This window comes from Haliea sp., from assembly GCF_040222615.1.
Classification (GTDB): Bacteria; Pseudomonadota; Gammaproteobacteria; order Pseudomonadales; family Halieaceae; genus Haliea.
Window position 1 is genome coordinate 1 of sequence record NZ_JAVKCQ010000187.1, and the last position, 16,662, is coordinate 16,662.

At 64.7% G+C, this 16,662-nt stretch carries 20 protein-coding genes and 1 tRNA gene; 10 read left to right on the plus strand and 11 right to left on the minus strand.

Features of this window, described 5'->3' with window-relative positions; translation table 11 throughout:
* The 7 genes from RJQ10_RS15095 to RJQ10_RS15125 form a co-directional block, all read right to left on the minus strand.
* On the minus strand, nucleotides 1-294 hold a 294-nt coding region (locus RJQ10_RS15095), incomplete at its 3' end, for a 2'-5' RNA ligase family protein (RefSeq protein ID WP_350148067.1).
* A gap of 35 nt (nucleotides 295-329) precedes the next feature.
* Nucleotides 330-1,124, minus strand: coding sequence for a crotonase/enoyl-CoA hydratase family protein (locus tag RJQ10_RS15100; RefSeq protein ID WP_350148069.1), 795 nt, complete (start codon nucleotides 1,122-1,124; stop codon nucleotides 330-332).
* Nucleotides 1,121-1,906, minus strand: a complete 786-nt coding sequence (locus tag RJQ10_RS15105) for a DUF429 domain-containing protein (protein WP_350148071.1) — start codon at nucleotides 1,904-1,906, stop codon at nucleotides 1,121-1,123. The genes RJQ10_RS15100 and RJQ10_RS15105 overlap by 4 nt, the downstream gene beginning before the upstream one ends.
* The gene (gene hepT, locus RJQ10_RS15110; protein ID WP_350148073.1) at nucleotides 1,893-2,312 is read right to left on the minus strand and encodes a type VII toxin-antitoxin system HepT family RNase toxin; all 420 of its coding nucleotides are present in this window, start codon (nucleotides 2,310-2,312) and stop codon (nucleotides 1,893-1,895) included. Before hepT ends, RJQ10_RS15105 begins: the two co-directional genes overlap by 14 nt.
* Nucleotides 2,302-2,697: a type VII toxin-antitoxin system MntA family adenylyltransferase antitoxin gene (mntA, locus tag RJQ10_RS15115; protein ID WP_350148075.1), complete on the minus strand. Its 396-nt coding sequence runs from the start codon at nucleotides 2,695-2,697 to the stop codon at nucleotides 2,302-2,304. Before mntA ends, hepT begins: the two co-directional genes overlap by 11 nt.
* A 69-nt stretch (nucleotides 2,698-2,766) precedes the next feature.
* On the minus strand, nucleotides 2,767-3,672 hold the full coding sequence (locus tag RJQ10_RS15120) for an AEC family transporter (protein ID WP_350148077.1): 906 nt from the start codon (nucleotides 3,670-3,672) through the stop codon (nucleotides 2,767-2,769).
* 185 nt (nucleotides 3,673-3,857) lie between these two features.
* Entirely contained in the window at nucleotides 3,858-4,034 is a 177-nt protein-coding gene (locus RJQ10_RS15125) for a hypothetical protein (RefSeq protein ID WP_350148078.1), read from the minus strand.
* A gap of 415 nt (nucleotides 4,035-4,449) precedes the next feature.
* On the opposite strand from RJQ10_RS15125, the gene RJQ10_RS15130 reads away from it, so the two are divergent.
* A complete protein-coding gene (locus tag RJQ10_RS15130) occupies nucleotides 4,450-5,127 on the plus strand; it encodes a DUF1294 domain-containing protein (RefSeq protein WP_350148080.1) in 678 nt (225 codons plus the stop codon).
* Nucleotides 5,128-5,154: 27 nt separating this feature from the next.
* Here RJQ10_RS15130 and RJQ10_RS15135 read toward each other — a convergent pair.
* Nucleotides 5,155-5,231, minus strand: a tRNA-Arg gene (locus tag RJQ10_RS15135).
* Nucleotides 5,232-5,354: 123 nt separating this feature from the next.
* Nucleotides 5,355-5,975, minus strand: a complete 621-nt coding sequence (locus RJQ10_RS15140) for a DUF4136 domain-containing protein (protein ID WP_350148082.1) — start codon at nucleotides 5,973-5,975, stop codon at nucleotides 5,355-5,357.
* A 155-nt stretch (nucleotides 5,976-6,130) separates the two neighbouring features.
* Between RJQ10_RS15140 and RJQ10_RS15145 the strand changes: the two genes are divergently transcribed.
* From RJQ10_RS15145 to RJQ10_RS15155, 3 genes are read left to right on the plus strand one after another with little or no spacing between them, the layout of a single operon-like run.
* Nucleotides 6,131-6,520: a diacylglycerol kinase gene (locus RJQ10_RS15145; protein ID WP_350148084.1), complete on the plus strand. Its 390-nt coding sequence runs from the start codon at nucleotides 6,131-6,133 to the stop codon at nucleotides 6,518-6,520.
* Nucleotides 6,517-7,209, plus strand: a complete 693-nt coding sequence (locus tag RJQ10_RS15150; protein WP_350148086.1) for a phosphatase PAP2 family protein — start codon at nucleotides 6,517-6,519, stop codon at nucleotides 7,207-7,209. The genes RJQ10_RS15145 and RJQ10_RS15150 overlap by 4 nt, the downstream gene beginning before the upstream one ends.
* A complete protein-coding gene (locus RJQ10_RS15155; protein ID WP_350148103.1) occupies nucleotides 7,206-8,885 on the plus strand; it encodes a phosphoethanolamine transferase in 1,680 nt (559 codons plus the stop codon). The genes RJQ10_RS15150 and RJQ10_RS15155 overlap by 4 nt, the downstream gene beginning before the upstream one ends.
* Here RJQ10_RS15155 and RJQ10_RS15160 read toward each other — a convergent pair.
* Complete coding sequence (locus RJQ10_RS15160) at nucleotides 8,882-9,997, minus strand: DUF3080 family protein (protein WP_350148088.1); 1,116 nt, start codon at nucleotides 9,995-9,997, stop codon at nucleotides 8,882-8,884. The genes RJQ10_RS15155 and RJQ10_RS15160 overlap by 4 nt on opposite strands.
* A gap of 128 nt (nucleotides 9,998-10,125) precedes the next feature.
* Here RJQ10_RS15160 and RJQ10_RS15165 point away from each other — a divergent pair, with 128 nt between their 5' ends.
* The 5 genes from RJQ10_RS15165 (at nucleotide 10,126) to RJQ10_RS15185 (ending at nucleotide 15,357) form a co-directional block, all read left to right on the plus strand.
* Complete coding sequence (locus RJQ10_RS15165) at nucleotides 10,126-10,875, plus strand: outer membrane lipoprotein-sorting protein (RefSeq protein ID WP_350148090.1); 750 nt, start codon at nucleotides 10,126-10,128, stop codon at nucleotides 10,873-10,875.
* A complete protein-coding gene (locus tag RJQ10_RS15170) occupies nucleotides 10,872-12,098 on the plus strand; it encodes an ABC transporter permease (protein WP_350148092.1) in 1,227 nt (408 codons plus the stop codon). The genes RJQ10_RS15165 and RJQ10_RS15170 overlap by 4 nt, the downstream gene beginning before the upstream one ends.
* Nucleotides 12,098-13,330, plus strand: a complete 1,233-nt coding sequence (locus RJQ10_RS15175; protein ID WP_350148094.1) for an ABC transporter permease — start codon at nucleotides 12,098-12,100, stop codon at nucleotides 13,328-13,330. The genes RJQ10_RS15170 and RJQ10_RS15175 overlap by 1 nt, the downstream gene beginning before the upstream one ends.
* A gap of 25 nt (nucleotides 13,331-13,355) precedes the next feature.
* Nucleotides 13,356-14,075, plus strand: coding sequence for an ABC transporter ATP-binding protein (locus tag RJQ10_RS15180; protein WP_350148096.1), 720 nt, complete (start codon nucleotides 13,356-13,358; stop codon nucleotides 14,073-14,075).
* 61 nt (nucleotides 14,076-14,136) lie between these two features.
* Nucleotides 14,137-15,357, plus strand: a complete 1,221-nt coding sequence (locus tag RJQ10_RS15185; RefSeq protein ID WP_350148098.1) for a hypothetical protein — start codon at nucleotides 14,137-14,139, stop codon at nucleotides 15,355-15,357.
* Between the two features lies 1 nt (nucleotide 15,358).
* Here the strand turns inward: RJQ10_RS15185 and RJQ10_RS15190 are convergent, their stop codons facing one another.
* Entirely contained in the window at nucleotides 15,359-15,985 is a 627-nt protein-coding gene (locus tag RJQ10_RS15190) for a glutathione S-transferase family protein (RefSeq protein ID WP_350148100.1), read from the minus strand.
* Nucleotides 15,986-16,124: 139 nt separating this feature from the next.
* Here RJQ10_RS15190 and RJQ10_RS15195 point away from each other — a divergent pair, with 139 nt between their 5' ends.
* Nucleotides 16,125-16,553, plus strand: a complete 429-nt coding sequence (locus RJQ10_RS15195) for a c-type cytochrome (protein WP_350148101.1) — start codon at nucleotides 16,125-16,127, stop codon at nucleotides 16,551-16,553.
* Nucleotides 16,554-16,662: the final 109 nt, after the last annotated feature.

Genomic DNA, 16,662 nt, shown 5'->3' on the forward strand with positions numbered 1-16,662 from the left:
TGCCGCCAGCCCCGGTGCTGGCTGCGATGGCCCCGCCCAGTAGATACCGGGTTTGGGCCAGTAGCCCACCTGGTCCAGTACCAGTTTCCCGGCACCCGTGTCCGGTGCCCAGTCATCAACCGCCCGGCACAGGGTGTCCAGGTGCCGGTTGTCCAGTTCGCCAATAAACGCCAGGGTAATGTGGAAGTTGGCTGCAGGCACCGCGCGGCCGGTGGCCCCGCCATGCCGGTCGCGCCAGTCGGCAAGCGCCCGGCGGGCGTCAGTATCCAGTTCAAGGCCAAAAAATAACCGCATGCGGATGTGTCCTCGCCGCTGGTGATCAGCCCGGGTCAGTCTTTGCCGTCGGTCTCAAACGCTCCGTGGCGCCCGACGCCAGCGGCAAATTGCTCAGCCCCGACGAGGGCCTCGGCAAAGATCACCGGGTAACCCCGGCGGCCCTCGTTCTGCAGCGCCGCGGCGAGGTCGAGATCCCACTGCTGCAGCGCTGAAGCCCGGTCCGCCAGCATACACTGCTGCGGGAAGGCGGCGATCTCCGCCGCCAGGGCCTCGGCGACGGCGCGGGCGGTGCCATCGGCGACCACGCGATTGGCCAGCCCCATCTGCAGCGCTTCCGCGGCGGCCACCGGGCGCCCGCTGAGGATCATGTCCAGGGCCCGGCCCTGGCCCACTATACGCGGCAGGCGCACCGTGCCGCCGTCGATCAGGGGTACGCCCCAGCGCCGGCAGAACACCCCGAACACGGCGGACTCCGCCGCCACCCGCAGGTCGCAGAGCAGCGCCAGTTCCAGCCCGCCCGCCACCGCGTAGCCTTCCACCGCCGCGATCACCGGCTTGGCGAGCTGCATCCGGCTGGGCCCCATGGGTCCGTGACCGGCCCCTTCTGCGTCAACTTCGTTGCGCAGTGCCGGGTCGCCCATCGCTGTCAGGTCGGCCCCGGCGCAAAAGTTGCCGCCGGCGCCCCACAGCACCGCCACCCGCAGGCTGTCATCGCGTTCGAACTGCTCGAAGGCCGCGCGCAGGGCGTCCGCGGTGGGGCGGTCGACGGCGTTGCGCTTGTGCGGGCGGTTCAGGGTGATGGTGCAGACAGCGCCTGCGGTGTCGATGATGACGGCTTCTGTACTCACGGTGATTTCCTCAGGGGAACGACAGGCTCAGCCTGGCATGGCTGGCAGTATACGATAGCCATGGGCAGGCCCTCCGCGTCGTGTTCGCTGCATGCCGGGAGGCTGTGCCAGTGCTCGCGCAGGGACGCCGTCAGCGCGCAGACCGTGGCATCCACGATGTCGTCCCGCGCCACCTGTGAGCGGGGATAGCGGGCCAGGGCAGCTGCCACAAATTCCCCCGCCGCTGGCAAATAACGCTCAAGCAGCGCCAGGCGCTCGGTGAATCCCTCCCCGGTCTTCTTGTTGTGCTGCATGGGCCTGCCGCCGGCGAGGCCATAGAAGCAGAGCTCGGGGTGGGCCTCGCGGAGCATCGCCCGTGCCTTCGCATCGGTTCGCAGCACGCCGTCCACCTCGCGGACTTTCGCGCAGATATTCCAGGTCTGCTTGCTCAGGCCCTTGCCGGACAGCTCGCGGCTGAGCAGGTTGGCCTGGGCGTAGCTCTGCTGGTCGAGAACAGCCCTGAGCGGGGCGTTGAACACGCTGGACGCGCGGGGGCCGAGCAGGCGCCTTGCCTCGGCATCGCAGCGGCGGCCATCGGGGCCGGATTCCAGCAAGCCGATGGGGATATCGATGAAAACCTGATCAGCAGCGTCGGCCCGCGCCACAATGTCACTGATATGGGAGGCTATTCCGCCGGACAGTTCTCCACCCGCCAGGCAGACATGGAACCAGCCGGCCCTGCAACCATCGACGCCGATGTGTGCCTGGATTGGGTGCGCCGGAGCGCGCTTAATCGCGCCCATCCCGCAACAGCACTGCCTTGCCGAAGGCCAGAAAATCGTCCAGGTGATGTTGGATAATGCTGACAGTGATGGGCAACTGCAGCTGCTGGTATTCGTGTACCGCGATATTGCGGAAGCCCACCATGCGCTTCATGACATCGGCGAGCTCGGCTGTGATCCAGCCGCCCTGGTTCAGCAGGGTGAACACATCCCGCGCCCCCTGCGGCACACCAAGCCGTTCTCTGCGGATAAGATGCTGCCCCATATCCAGAGCCGCCTCGCAGGCGCGTTGAATGTTGAGAATGGCGGCATCCTGACGGGTATGGTCGCTGGCGAAACCGCCTGGATTGGCCTGGTATTCCTCCCGTGCTCGCGCCACGCAACGTTCAATGCTCGCAGCCTTGTTGAGCAGCACATCATCCGCCATGGATGCTTCCCCGCTCTCGAATGTCGTCCAAAAGTCCCGCGCGGGCGGTGTCCAGCGCGGTCTTGTCGCTGAGGATGGCCGCCTCGTACAGGGCCGCCTGGCTATCCAGACTCCACCAGCGTTCGCCGCGGGTGATAATCTGGTACTGCATGACGGTAGTGGCGGCGCGCAGGTCCACCAGATCCACCGGGCAGCCGGCGACATCCGCCAACTCGCCCGATATTCGCCACAAAAGAAGCGGATCTACATAGCCTGCAACCAGTACCGCGAGGTCGAGGTCGCTGTCCGGTCCCGTTGTTCCCTGCACCTGGCTGCCAAAGCCGTACACTGCGAGAATGCCCGGCAGGCTATCCCGCAGTGCGTTGATCAGGGGCCCGTGATGCATGCTCTGTCCTGTGGCTGGTTGCTGGGAGCTACGGTAGCGTTCAGGGACGTTTAAGACAAGCCAGTGCCGCTATCCCGCGAGTAACCAGTACAACAGCGGCAGGGTCGCAAAGGACAACACCAGCCCCAGCCCCACCGTGCCGGCCACCAGCCGCGGCGCCAGGCCCGCGGCAATCGCGATGGCGCCGGCGGAGATCATCGACGGCATGCCGGCCTGGAACACCGTGACGCGCATCGCCAGTCCCTGCTGCCCCGCAGCCAGCCACAGCAGCCAGGCGCAGGCGGGCATCAGCAGCAGCTTGGTGCCCAGGGCAAAGCTCAGCGGCAGCAGCTCGCGGCGGTGGAAGCGGACGGTGATCTGCAGCCCCACCGCGACCATCACCACCGGTATCAGGGTGGCGGCCAGCATGGCCACCAGCTGGTTCGCCAGCGCTGGCAGCTGGACCCCGCGCAACAGCAGCCCCGCGAGCAGGGCAAGAAAGGGGGGGAAGGTGAAAATCCGTGCCAGAATCGCCGTGGCCGTTGGCCGTTTCATGGTTGGACCATACAGCGCGGCGACAACGGGTGCGTAGGCGGCCAGCGCGATAAACGAGCCCAGTTGGTCGTAGACCACGGCGTAGGGCATCGCCTGCTGGCCGAAAAAGGACTGCACCAGGGGGAAGCCGAGATAGGACGTGTTGCCCAGCGGCAGCACAATCAGCAGCGCCCCGGTGATCTCCCGGGGCCAGTTGAATACTCGGGCCAGCGTCAACACCAGGGCGATCGCCAGCAGCATCAGCAGCCAGGGAGTCAGGGCGGGAATCAGCAGCGCGCCGGAGATGTTCAGCAGCGGCAGGTTGGCGAGAATCACCGCCGGCAGGGCGACGTTCAGCGCGTAGCCATTGAGCGCGATGCCGCCGTCAACGGGCATGCCGGGCGCCCGGCGCAGCAGCAGGCCGATGCCCAGGCAGGCGAGTATCAGATAGAAGTTGTCCATTGTGGGGCAGTCAGCACGGGAAAGTGCGTGTTATACAGGACAACACTACCGGTTACTAATGCTGTGCCGAGTGGACGCCCCGGCAACGCTAACGTTCACCGGGCCCATATTACTGCAACACTGCGCTCGTTCGTGGCGGCGAAGTGCGGGGATTGCGGCAGGTTGCCTGGTGGATGGAGACCTTGCTAGTTCAGCGCGGCCTGGATTGCCCACATGCTGGAGAGGACAAACCCGAACGAGCCGATGGTGGCGACGGATGCCACCATCACAGAGCCGAACGGTTCCTGTGCCCACTTGATAAAGCGTTGCCCACGGGAATCCATGGTAGTGCGGTCGTGATGACTGTCTTGCCTGGAACTCATCCTCAGTGCTCCGAACGCGGTGGCATCGTGCCCCCGTTGAAAGTGGGATAAGCATACCTTCTGATGGTTTAAGGTAAATTCGAAGTTTCTAAGTTTTTAATCAGATATTTACGATTAATATTCATGCGTGCGTCACGGAGTGCGTGGAAGTATCCTTGATTAGGTCCACTCATTATTAGAGTTTTCCGCCTGCTTTCTGGCCACCAGATGCTCCATCGGTGTCATGTCGCCGAGGGCATCGTGGGGCGTTCCAGGTTATGTTTCTCAATCCACCCCTTGGTTATGTGACGAACCCGGGATAGCGATTCGTGCAGGTACAGATCCACTTGGATGGCCAGTGCTTCCCTGTGGAAATCGTCCAGTGCGTTGAATGTGCGGAAGCGGCAATAAGGCTACAAGAAGGAAGCCAGCAGACATGCGACAAAAGGGAAAAATTCGGTCATGGGATGACGACAGGGGCTTTGGGTTTATTGTTCCTAACAAGGGTGAAAAGGATGTATTTCTGCATATCTCGGCATTGAGCAATAGGGATCATCGCCCTGAAGTTGGCCAGATTGTGACCTACGCGTTAGCTACTGATGATCGAGGCCGCCACCGCGCGAGCAAGGCAACGCTGCCTGGTGATCGTTTGCCAGTTACCAGAAAGAAGCGCGGCGCCTTCGGAGCGGTGATTGTTGCGGCATTTTTCCTCCTCTTCTTGATGGCGTCAGTTTTATCTGGAAAGACCCCGGCACTGACACTTTGGATCTATCTCGGGCTCAGCCTGCTGACCTATCTCGTGTATGCCTCCGATAAGAGAGCCGCAAGAAATGGGGTGCGGCGAACTTCGGAGAGCACCTTGCATTGGCTGGCGCTGGCGGGAGGTTGGCCGGGAGCGCTTATTGCCCAGCAGGGGCTAAGGCACAAATCGAAAAAGCGGTCGTTCCTTGCTGTCTTCTGGACAACGGTGCTGCTTAACGTGAGCATTTTTGTCTGGATATCTACACCGATGGGAGCGGATCTTGTTCAGTCGTTGGTGGGGCAGAGTCAAGCTCTGATAGGTCCTGCTGCGAGAGCAACGATAGAGTGGGCGGAGCCGAGAGAGGGTAAATAACAGGCGTGGAGTTGCACGTTTAGAGGATGGCCCGCCCGGCAGAATTCGAATCTGCGACCTCTGCCTCCGGAGGGCAGCGCTCTATCCAGCTGAGCTACGGGCGGTTGATGTGGCGCTAGTGCGGGGCTGACACCTGTCTGAGAATACCCTGCAAGCCCCGCAAGGGCGCGGACTATAGCAAAGCCGGCGCCCGCGCTCAATAGAGGCGGTGTGGGTGGAGGCCGCCCTCAGGGGCTGTCCGGGGACGGCTGGCCGGGCGGGAACGCGGCAAAGATCGCCTCGGCGGCCTCATTGGCCAGAGCCTGGTCGCGCATCTGCTGGCCCGTAAGGCGGGATTGGACCACTCCCCGCCAGACGGAACGCTCCATGCCGGGGTCGATCATGTCGACGATGAAGGTGCCCTCGGTGTAATTGCGTGAGGTCACGTCGCTGCGGGGGCCGATGCAGCTCCAGCAATCGTACATGCTGTAACGGTTGTAGCCGCGATACCAGGCCATCCCGAACCCGCTGTCGCGGGTCTCGATATCGGTCTTGAACTGGGTCACCAGGTGCCAGCTGAGCAGCATGTCAGCCCCGGCCGGGTCGTCCACCAGGGTAAAGCCCTTCTGTTTTAGGGCGAAGCGGATAGCGGAGTTGATACGGTCTTTCTGTATATCGCTGAGCTGCAGGGGGTTGTCTCCCTTCACGGAGCCGGAGCTTTCCAGGAAGGCGATACTGCGTACCTGGCTGAAGTTGTAGTCAGCGTTGTAGTCCACATCGGGCTTCGGCGGGCCACTGGCACAGGCGCTCAGCAGGAGTGCGGCGGCAGCCAACAAAGTGATTCGGGCGGTGTGCAAGGTCTGTTTCACGGTGCATGTCTCCAGTGTCTTGGCAGCGATCGGCGCTGTTGCGGTTGCATGGTCAGACCTCGGCGGGGGGCACAAGTTTCCGCCAAGGTGTTAAGCATGACTTAATCGGAAGCAGTGAAAATTGCCGTCTCCTGTATTGGAAACGGATCCGTGCCATGTCATCTAACCTGATTCCAGACTACACCAGAAAGCACCGCGGTGTTCAAAGGCTGCTCAGGGCCTGCGGCCACTCCTGGTCCGGGTTGGCGGTGGCCTGGCGGCATGAGTCTGCATTTCGTCAGGAATTCGCCGGGTTTCTGTGCCTGCTGCCGGTATTTTTCCTGATAGATTTCAACAGTGTTGAGCGAATCATGCTGCTCGGCTCCATGGTCCTGGTCCTGATCGTGGAGCTCCTCAATTCCGCCATTGAAGCCGTCGTCGACCGGATTGGCTATGAACACCATGACCTCAGCGGCCAGGCAAAGGATCTGGCTTCTGCTGCCGTGATGTCCAGTCTGGTATTCATGGCCATAACCTGGGCAAGCCTGCTGTTGCCGAAGCTGTGAAACAGGAGCACATCTTTTTTGGAGTCTGGTTCGCGTTCCTTGTCGCGATGATGGGCGGCAGGTGGCTGCAACTGGATACGGTGGTTGCCGACACTCTGTATCGACTGCAGGGCAATGCCTGGACGCTGCAGAATCATGTGCTGACAAAGGACGTGATCCACGAAGGCGGACGCCGGTTGAGCCAGGCGATGGGGGTCTTCGTTGTCGGCGCCCTGTTGGCGAGCCAGATAGTCCCCGCCCTGCGGTCGTGGCGCAGGCCCCTGCTGTTTCTTTTCCTCGCGGTAGCCCTTTCGACGCTGACGGTCTCCGTGATCAAGCAATTGGTCAGCATGGATTGTCCCTGGAGCCTCCAGCGCTATGGCGGTACCCGGGAATTCATCGGGTTGTTGCAGCGGCGTCCCGCGGACTACCCGGACAGCGCCTGCTTTCCGTCGGGGCATGCCAGTGCGGGCTACAGCTGGTTGGCCCTGTTCTTTTTCTTCAAGGCGACGCGGCCTCGCTGGCGGTGGGCGGGCCTGTTCTTCGCACTCACTCTGGGCCTGGTGTTTGGCTTCGCCCAGCAGCTGCGCGGCGCCCACTTTCTCTCCCACGATCTGTGGACGCTGGTCCTTTGTTGGTCAGTGAGCTTTACGCTGGCAAAGCTGTTGCTGGCAAATGAAACTGCTGGAGGTGAACAAACGTGGAGATGACCGTTACCTGTCCTGTTGTTCCCGCATACTCATCCAGAGGCTGGCCGACCGGAGGCCGGTCGACGGCGCTGTGGACGCGGGGACCGGAGCTGTCTCCGGAACTGCTGGCGTTGCTGGTCAGCGCGATGTTTGCCCTGTTCTACAACGACGCTTTCTGGCGCAGTGTGATCACTGCCCAGCACCCGGTCACGCTGCAGATCATCGGCTACGGCATGATTCTGGTCGCTGCCCAGTTCCTGCTTATGTTGCTGCTGCTTGGCAACTTTTATGCCCGCGCATTCATCGCCCTGTGGATCCTTGTCGCCGCCGGGGTGAGCTACTTTACCGACAACTACGGCATTTATTTCGATGTCGATATGGTCGATAACATATTGCAGACGGACCGCCGGGAGGCAGGTGACCTGCTCACCTGGCACATGGCTGAACATTTCCTGCTGTACGGACTGCTGCCCTGTTTCGCCCTGTACCGAATCCGGATCCCCCGGCTCCGCTGGCAGGCCTCACTCCGCCGCCGGGCGATCTGGATAGTGGCGTCGATCGTCATCCTGGCCGTAGCGTTGGTGCCGAGTTTTCAGGGCTTTTCCACATTGATGCGCAATGAAAAGGCACTGCGCTTTCTCATCACGCCAGCCAACTACATGGTGGCAACAACACGGGTGCTGGCGGCATCCGACCCGGGTCCCGCGGTGCGCCTGCCGGTCGGCGAAGATGTCAGTACTATCGCCCATACGGGCGACCGGCCTCTGTTGATGGTGATTGTCGTGGGTGAAACGGTGCGTGCGGCCAACTGGGGACTCAATGGCTACAGCCGCCAGACTACGCCGCTGCTGGCGCAAACCGATGCCATCAACTTCCAGAATGTCAGCAGTTGCGGCACCAGCACCGCGGTATCCCTGCCCTGCATGTTTTCCGCTGCCGGCAGGGCAGACTATGACAAGCGTTATGCCAGCGGGCATGAGTCGCTGCTGGATGTGCTGCAACGTGCGGGCATGTCCGTTCTCTGGCTGGACAACCAGTCCGGCTGCAAGGGTGTTTGTGACGGGGTGGAAAACAGGAAGGTCGCGGCGCTCGATTACCCGGAGTTATGCCCCGACGGGGAGTGTCTGGACGGCGTGCTGCTCGAGGAGCTGGTAAGGCAGCTCGGCGTGCCTGGCTCCGGGGTCCGCCAGGATACGGTTGTGGTGCTGCACCAGATGGGAAATCACGGGCCCGGCTACTACAAGCGATACCCCGATAGCCTGCACAGGTTTCGACCGACCTGCGACGCCGATGACCTGACGCTATGCACCCGGGAGCAGATTGTTAACAGTTACGACAATGCGGTGCTGGCCACGGATGCGCTGCTGGCGGGGGTGATTGGCTACCTTGAGCGGCAATCTGATTATGTGCCGGCCATGCTGTATGTGTCGGATCATGGTGAATCGCTGGGTGAGATGGGCATTTACCTGCACGGCTTGCCCTATTTCGTTGCGCCGGATGAGCAAACCAGGGTCCCCATGGTGTGGTGGTCGAGAGCCGATTTCGACTCGGCAGTTGCGCTGGACAAGTCCTGCCTCAGGGATGTTGCGGCCCAGCCACTAAGTCATGACAATATTTTTTCCAGCGTGCTGGCCATGCTTGGTCTGCACAGTCAGGTAATTGACCCGGATCTGGATATCACTGGCAATTGCGGCTAGTACACAGTGCTCTCCCGGTATCGGTAAGCGCGCAGTGCACGGGCAGGCCGGGGAGCCGGGGCTGTCGGTGGCGATTGCTGCTCGCAGGGCGCCAGCACTTGCTGCAGTTCGCCGACATGCTGACGTGGGGCCGCTGTCCACGCCTGCAGGCTCGCTGCCCGTTGTTGCTGCCAGTCGCGATATGCCCCGGGCAGGGCGGATTCCAACCCGGACTCCAGCGCCGCCACCAGCGGCAGCAGTTCATGCTGGCGGCGCCCCAGGGCTGCGGACCAGGGCTGCACTTCGCCGACAAAGAACTTGCCGATGACATTGCGCAGGACGGTAGCCGCGGCCGGCCGGATCGGGCCGGAGCACAGCGGGCCGCGCTGGCGCCGCGCCCGCAGCAGGCCATTCCCGGCCTCCAGCCAGCCCGCCTGCAGGGCAAGCGCCTTGAGCAGGGCGCCGCCGTCGGCCTGGGCCACCTCGCTCAACTGGATCTCGAAGTCCACGTTGCTGGCACGGTAGTCGCCCGCCAGCCAGCGACGGGCGCTGGCGTTGATCGCCGCCAGCGCGGTCAGCGGCACGCTGCTGGTCTGCACGGGATAGTCGCCCAGGTCCTGCGGTGGCTGCCACAGCTTGCGGTATTCGGGCCCGGCCAGGGTGGCGTTGAAAATCAGCGCCGGCAGCTGTTGCTGTTTCAGCTCAACCGCGCCCTGCAACAGCTCCGCCAGTTCGGTCCGCTCCTCGTTCCGCATATGGGCGATACAGGCCGGGGCCAGGCGCAGGAACTCCAGTTCCAGCAGCAGGCGCTGGGATGGGCTGGCCAACAGACCCAGACTGGAGTTGCGCTTGCCGATGGTGATCTGCACTTCGCAGCCGCTCAAGGCGAGGAAGTCCAGGGTGCCGAGATTGCCGCCCTCGAGATCCAGCCGCAGCTCGCCGCGGGGCGGCAAGCGCGGCACCTCAGGTACTGCCACCGCCGGGCTCGGCTGGTCCAGGGTGCGTGCCAGCCGCTCCAGGTAGCGGGCCAGCGCCGCCTCCGGCTGCTGGCCGCCGCAGCCGGCAAGCCACAGGCAGAGGCCCAGGGTCAGGGTCAGGGCAAGCGGTGGGGCCGGGGCGAAGGGACGGTTCATGGGAGCATGTTATACCGCAATTTCCGCTCCGCCGTCGTGATCCAATGCGGTCTCGGCGCCGCACCGCCAGTATGACCGGAGTGTCCACAGGCGCTATGATGAAGTCTTGTCCAGCGCAGGAGAGCTCCATGTTCCTCCCCTTGCTCGCCACACCGTTGTTCCTGCTGGCGCTTGCCATGCCGGCCGCCGCGCTGGACGCGGACAGCATTGTGCGCCAGGCGATTGATCACTACCGGGGGCAGAGCTCCCGCGCCGATATGACCATGACCATTCACCGGCCCGACTGGGAGCGCAGCATGCGCATGCAGGCCTGGACCGCCGGTGACGAGAAAACCCTGGTGCGGGTCACCGAGCCGCGCAAGGACGCGGGCAATGCCACCCTGTCCGTCGAGGGCAATATGTGGACCTTCAGCCCCAGCATCAACCGGGTGATCAAGGTGCCGTCCTCGATGATGGGGCAGAACTGGATGGGCAGCGACTTCTCCAACAAGGATGTGAGCAAGGATGCTGACATTGTCAGCCAGTACGACCACACCCTGCTGGCGACCGAGGAGCAGGACGGGCACCAGGTCTGGGTGATCCAGTCGGTGCCCCACGAGGAAGCGGCGGTGGTCTGGGGCAGGGAGGTCCTGCGCATCCGCGACGACTGGGTGTTGCTGGAGCAGCAGTTCTGGAGCCAGGACGGGGAGCTGGTGAAAACCCTGCGGGCGCTGGCGATCGAGGAGATGGCGGGGCGGCCGGTGGCAACGGTGATGCGGATGGCGAAAACCGAAGCGACGGAGGAGTATACCGAGCTGCGCACCCACGCGGTGGAGTTCGACCTCGAGCTGGCAGACAGCCTGTTTACCCTGTCCAGCCTGCGCAACCCGCGGCAGTGAATATCACCTGGCGCCTGGCCTGGCGCAACCTGTGGCGGCACCGGCGGCGCACCTGGCTGACGGTGGGGGCCATGGTGTTCTGCAATACCCTGCTGATCTTCCTGATCTCGGTGCAGCTGGGTTCTTATCAGATGATGATCGACAATAGCCTGGGTGCCTTTTCCGGCCACCTGCAGCTGCAGCACCGGGGCTTCGATGAGGACCAGCGCATTCGCCAGAGCGTCCCGGCGGTGAGCGAACGTGCACTGCAGGTGGAGGCGCTGCTGGCCGGGGAAGCGGTGGCTGCCCGCGGCATCGCCTACGCCCTGGCCTCCAGCGAGGAGCGGTCCTTCGGTATTCAGGTCACCGGCGTGCAGCCCGCGCGCGAACCGGGGGTGTCGACGCTGCCCGGCCTGCTGCGGGAGGGTCGCTACCTGTCCGGCGCCGATGGCGAAATCGTGGTCGGCGCCCTGCTGGCGCGCAACCTGCGAGTGGGGCCGGGGGATGAGATCACCATGCTCGGCAGCGGTCGCGACGGGTCTTTTGCCGCCGCCATCGCCACGGTGGTGGGGATTATCGAATCGGGCATCCCGGAGCTGGACCGGGCCCTGGCCCAGGTGTCCCTGCCCTGGTTCCAAACGGTCTTCAACATGGGAGACCACGGACACAGCGTGGTGGTGCGCCTGCGCAACCTGGACCGGGTGCCCGCGGCCGTGGTCGCGCTGCAACCGCTGCTGGCCGGAGCCCCGGAGCTGGTGGTACTGGACTGGGACCAGCTGCAGCCGGGGCTGCGCCAGGCAATCCGCTCGGACATGGCCAGCGCCTGGGTGATGTACGGGGTATTGATCCTGCTGGTGGCGTTCAGCGTGCTCAATACCCAGCTGATGTCGGTGCTGGAGCGCACCCGTGAATTCGGGGTCATGCTGGCGCTGGGCGTCAGCCCGGGACGGCTGGCGCGGCTGGTAGGCCTGGAAACCGCCCTGCTGGCCGCACTGGGACTGGCCCTGGGGGTGGCCGCAGGGGGGCTGCTGGGACTGTATCTGCAGCAGGCAGGCTTTACCTTCCCGGGGATGGAGGAGATGAACGCGCGCTTCAACCTGCCCGAGCGGATTTATCCCCCGGTGACCCTGGCGTCGCTGCTGTGGGGGCCGCTGACCGTGTTCCTGGGCGCGCTGCTGGCGGCGGTCTACCCGGCCCTGCGCCTGTTCGGCCTGCAGCCGGTCAGTGCGATGAGGGCCAGCTGATGCACTGGCCCCTGATGTCACTGCTGACCCTGGCCTGGCGCAACCTGTGGCGCAATTATCGCCGCACCCTGATCATGCTGTTGGCGATCGCGCTGGGCGTCTGGGCCATGATCGTGATGAGCGCGCTGATGCGCGGCATGACCGACCAGATGGTGCGCAACGGTCTCGCCACCCTGCCCGGCGAGGCCCAGATCCACCACCGCGACTTCCGGCTCGACCCCAGCGTGGTCAACCACATGCCGATGCCGGCAGGCAATCTGCTGGCCCAGCTCAACAGCGCGCCGATCACCGCCTGGGCCGCGCGCCTGCGGGTGCCCGCGGTACTGGCCAGTGAATACGCCAGCCGCGGGGTCACCGTGTTGGGGATCGACCCGGCGCAGGAGGCGGCCCTGGGCAGCCTGCCGGAGACCCTGCTGGAAGGCCGGATGCTGGGGAGTCCCGATGATCGCGGCATCCTGCTGGGGGCTAGCCTTGCGCGGCGGCTGGATACCGGCCTCGGCAAGCGCATCGTGCTGATGAGCCAGGACACGGAGAACAACGTCGCCGATCGCGGGGTGCGGGTGGTGGGTATTTACCAGGCCCGCCTGCAGGGTGACGAGGAGCGTTTCGCCTACGTCGGCCGCGGCGCGCTGCAGGAGTTGCTGGGGCTGGAGCAGGAAGTGACCGAGATCGCCGTGTCCGCCGCCGACTACCGCGCGGTGGATGCCTGGCTGCCGGCCCTGCGCGCCAGTGCCGGCCCCGGGCTGGAGGTGCTGGGCTGGACCGAGCTGCACACCTTCCTCGGCACCATGCTGGCGGTGCAGGAGGGTTTCGTGCTGGTGTTCATGGTGGTGGTATTCCTGGTGCTGTCCTTCGGCCTGATCAACACCCTGGTGATGGCCGTGTTCGAGCGCACCCGGGAGCTGGGCCTGATGCAGGCCCTGGGCATGCGCCCGGCCCTGATCCTGTCACAGGTGCTGCTGGAGAGCCTGCTGCTGCTCGCCCTCGGCCTGCTGGCGGGCAACGGCCTGGCCCTGGCGACCCTGCTGCCGCTGCGGGACGGGGTGGATATCTCGGCGGTGGCGGAGGGCATGGAGATGATGGAGATGAGTGCCACCCTGTACCCGCTGCTGGCGGGACGCGACATGCTGCTGTCGACGGCGGTGGTGTTGATACTGGGCCTGCTGGCGAGCCTGTTGCCGGCCTGGCGCGCCTCCCGGCTGGATCCGGTTCGGGCCCTGGCGAGGCATTGATGCTGAAAAGAGGAGTGAGCCGAGCGTGAGTTCAATTGTCTGCCAGGACCTGTGCAAGACCTTCGCCCAGGGCGAAGAGCGCATTACCGGTCTCGACCGGGTGTCACTGAGTATCGATGCCGGGGAACTGCTGTGCCTGTCGGGGCCCTCCGGCTCCGGCAAGACCACTCTGCTCAACGCCCTCGGCGGGCTGGATACCCCGGACAGCGGCAGCATCCGTCTGGCCGGGCGGCGCATCGACCAGCTGTCCCGGGGCGCACGGGCGGACTTGCGCCTGCGCGAGATCGGTTTCGTGTTCCAGGCCTACAACCTGATCCCGGTGCTGTCGGCGCGGGAAAACGTGGAGTTCGTGATGCAGGTACAGGGGGTCCCCGTCGCTGCCCGCCACCAGCGGGCCGCGGCGATGCTGGCGGAGGTGGGCCTGGCCGGGCTGGAAAACCGGCGCCCCGGGGAGATGTCCGGCGGCCAGCAGCAGCGGGTGGCGGTGGCCCGGGCGATTGCCAGCGAGCCGCGGCTGGTGCTGGCCGACGAGCCCACCGCCAACCTGGACAGTCACAGCGCCACCCAGCTGATGGACCTGTTCCAGACCCTGAACCGGGACCGCGGGGTCACCTTCGTACTTGCCACCCACGACCCACGGGTGATGGCCTATGCCCGGCGCCTGATCCGCATGGAGGACGGACGCATCATCGAAGATATCGCCCAGCAGGCCGCGGGGCGGCCATCCCCGGGCGGCGCGAGCTGAGCCGCTGATGTTTGCCCTGTCGCGTCGTCCGCGGACGGCCGCCGCGCGGAAGGCGGCCCTGTTGTTGTTAGCCCTGCTGCCGGCGCTCTGTGCCCGGGCCGAAATTCCGGGCTTTGCCGGCGGCCATGCCAAGCTCCAGACCACCGCCACGCGTTATCCCGAAGGCAGTCTGTGGCGGGATGCCCTGGGCAGCAGTGACCTCGACCGCGGGGCCGAACTGCGGCTGCGCTGGCAGCAGCGCGCCGGGGGCTGGGAAGCTGCCGCGGACTATCAGATGCTGACGCGTCACCGCGGGGCACCCGCGCTGCCGCCGGGGTTTGGCGCCGGCCAGTCGCTGCTCCCGGATGACGACCGCCGCTGGTGGGATCTCACCAGCGAGATTGATAGCAGTGAAGACTCACTTACTTTGCAGAGACTGGATCGACTGCATGTAGGGTACAGCAGCGAGCGTGTGGTGCTGCGGCTGGGGCGGCAGGCGGTGAGCTGGGGTAACGGCCTGCTGTTCAATCCCGTGGATGTGTTCAACCCCTTTGATCCCACCGCCATAGACACGGAATACAAGACCGGCGATGACATGCTCTACGGCCAGTACCTGCTGCCCTCGGGCAGCGACTGGCAACTGGTGCAGGTGCAGCGCCGGGACCAGCAGGGGCGGGTGAACAGTGCGGTGAGTTCTACCGCGCTGAGGTATCACGGCTTCGGCACCGAGCGCGAGTACGACCTGATGTTGGCGCAGCACTTCGATGAGCTGCTGCTGGCCGCTGGTGCCAGTACCAACCTGGGAGACGCGGTGCTGCGCGGCGACCTGCTGTACGCGGATACAGCGGACGGCTGGGTGGGCAGCGCGGTGGTCAATGCGGCCTGGTCCTGGACCCGGGGTGGCCGCAACATGAGCGGCGTGCTGGAGTACTTCTTCAACGGGCACGGCCTGGGCCAGGCGGCGTACGGGGTGGATGATCTGGCCGGGGAGGAAGCCCTGCTCGCACGCCTGCAGCGGGGGGAGCTGTTCGCGGTTGGCCGCCACTACCTGGCCGGGTCCCTGCTGGTGGAAATGACGCCGCTGCTGCAGCTGACCCCCGCCTTGTTCGTCAACCTGGGAGACCACTCGGCCCTGGCCCAGCTGGCCCTGCGCTGGGACCTGCGCCAGGACTGGCAGCTGCTGGGGGCACTGAACCTGCCGCTGGGACCCGCCGGCACCGAATACGGCGGCCTCCGGGTCGCGGAAGGGGTGGATCTTGCCCGCGGCCCGGCTCTGTTCGCCCAGGTCGCCTTTTACTTCTGAATCACTCCCCGGCCAGGGCTGCCCGCGCCCGCGGAAGCCAGGCGTGCACGTGGCTGCACTCCTCCGGCACCGAGGCCTTTATCCAGCCCGCGAAGTCGACGCAGACCAGCAGGTCTATGTCGGCCATGGTGAAGTGTTCGCCGGCGATAAAGGGGCTCTTCGCCAGGGCCCGGTCCACCATGCGCCAGGCGCCCTCCATCCGCTGTCGTCCGCGCTCCACCAGGGCGGGGATCTGCTCCACGCCCATGGGGCCGGGCAGGGCGCGGCCGGCAAAGGCCGGGTTACCGTTGCGAAACACCTCGGCAATGGCGTGGAACAGGCTGTTGAACAGGCGGTGATTCCAGCTGATCACCTGGGCCTTCTCCAGCGGGGTAGTGCCCAGCAGGGGTTTCTCCGGGTGGATGCCCTCCAGGTAGATGCAGGCGCCGATCACTTCGGTCAGGACCGTGCCATCGTCCAGGACCAGGGCCGGTACCGTGCACATCGGGTTGAGCTTGCGGAAGACCTCGCCGAACTGCTCCTGTTTCATCATGTCTATCTGCACGGTCTCGACCTCGATCCCCTTGTAGTCCAGGAACAGCTGCAGGCGGCGGGGATTGGGGGCTGGATCGTAGGTATATAGTTTCATGGTGTTGCTCCAGGGTGGAGGGTAGCAAAGGCCTTATGGTAAGGGTAAATCCCCGGCCTCGGCCAGCGCCGATAAGGGCGAGTTTTCCCCCGGACCAGAACTGGCTATAATGCGCGGCCAACTTGTTGAGGATAGCGTTGTGAAAAGCCGAATCGTATTGACCGTAGGGGCACTTCTGGTCGCCATGGCGGCGGGAGCGATAGACCTGACAGACAAGCAGCGAGCCGACATCGAGGCGCGCATCAAGCCAGTTGGCGAGGTCTGCCTGCACGGAGACTCGAGCTGCGCCGTGGCAGCCGCGGGCGGCGCCGCAGCGGTTGCCCGCTCCGGTGAAGAGGTGTACAACGCTGCCTGCATGGCCTGCCACATGACGGGCGCCGGCGGCGCACCGGTCATGGGCGACCTCGTGGCCTGGGCCGACCGCATCGCCAAGGGCATGGATGTCCTGCATGAAAGCGGGGTCAAGGGCGTGCCCGGCACCGGCATGATCGCCAAAGGTGGCTGCATGAGCTGCTCTGACGAAGAGGTCATGGCCGCGGTGGATTTCATGGTGGATAACAGCCAGTAGGGGACAGCAGTCCGGAAAGGCCGCCCTGCGCAAGCACGGCGGCCTTTTTTATGGGTATCATGGTGGCCAAAGTCAGCTGGGTACCCGACATGAAAGCGATCACACTGTG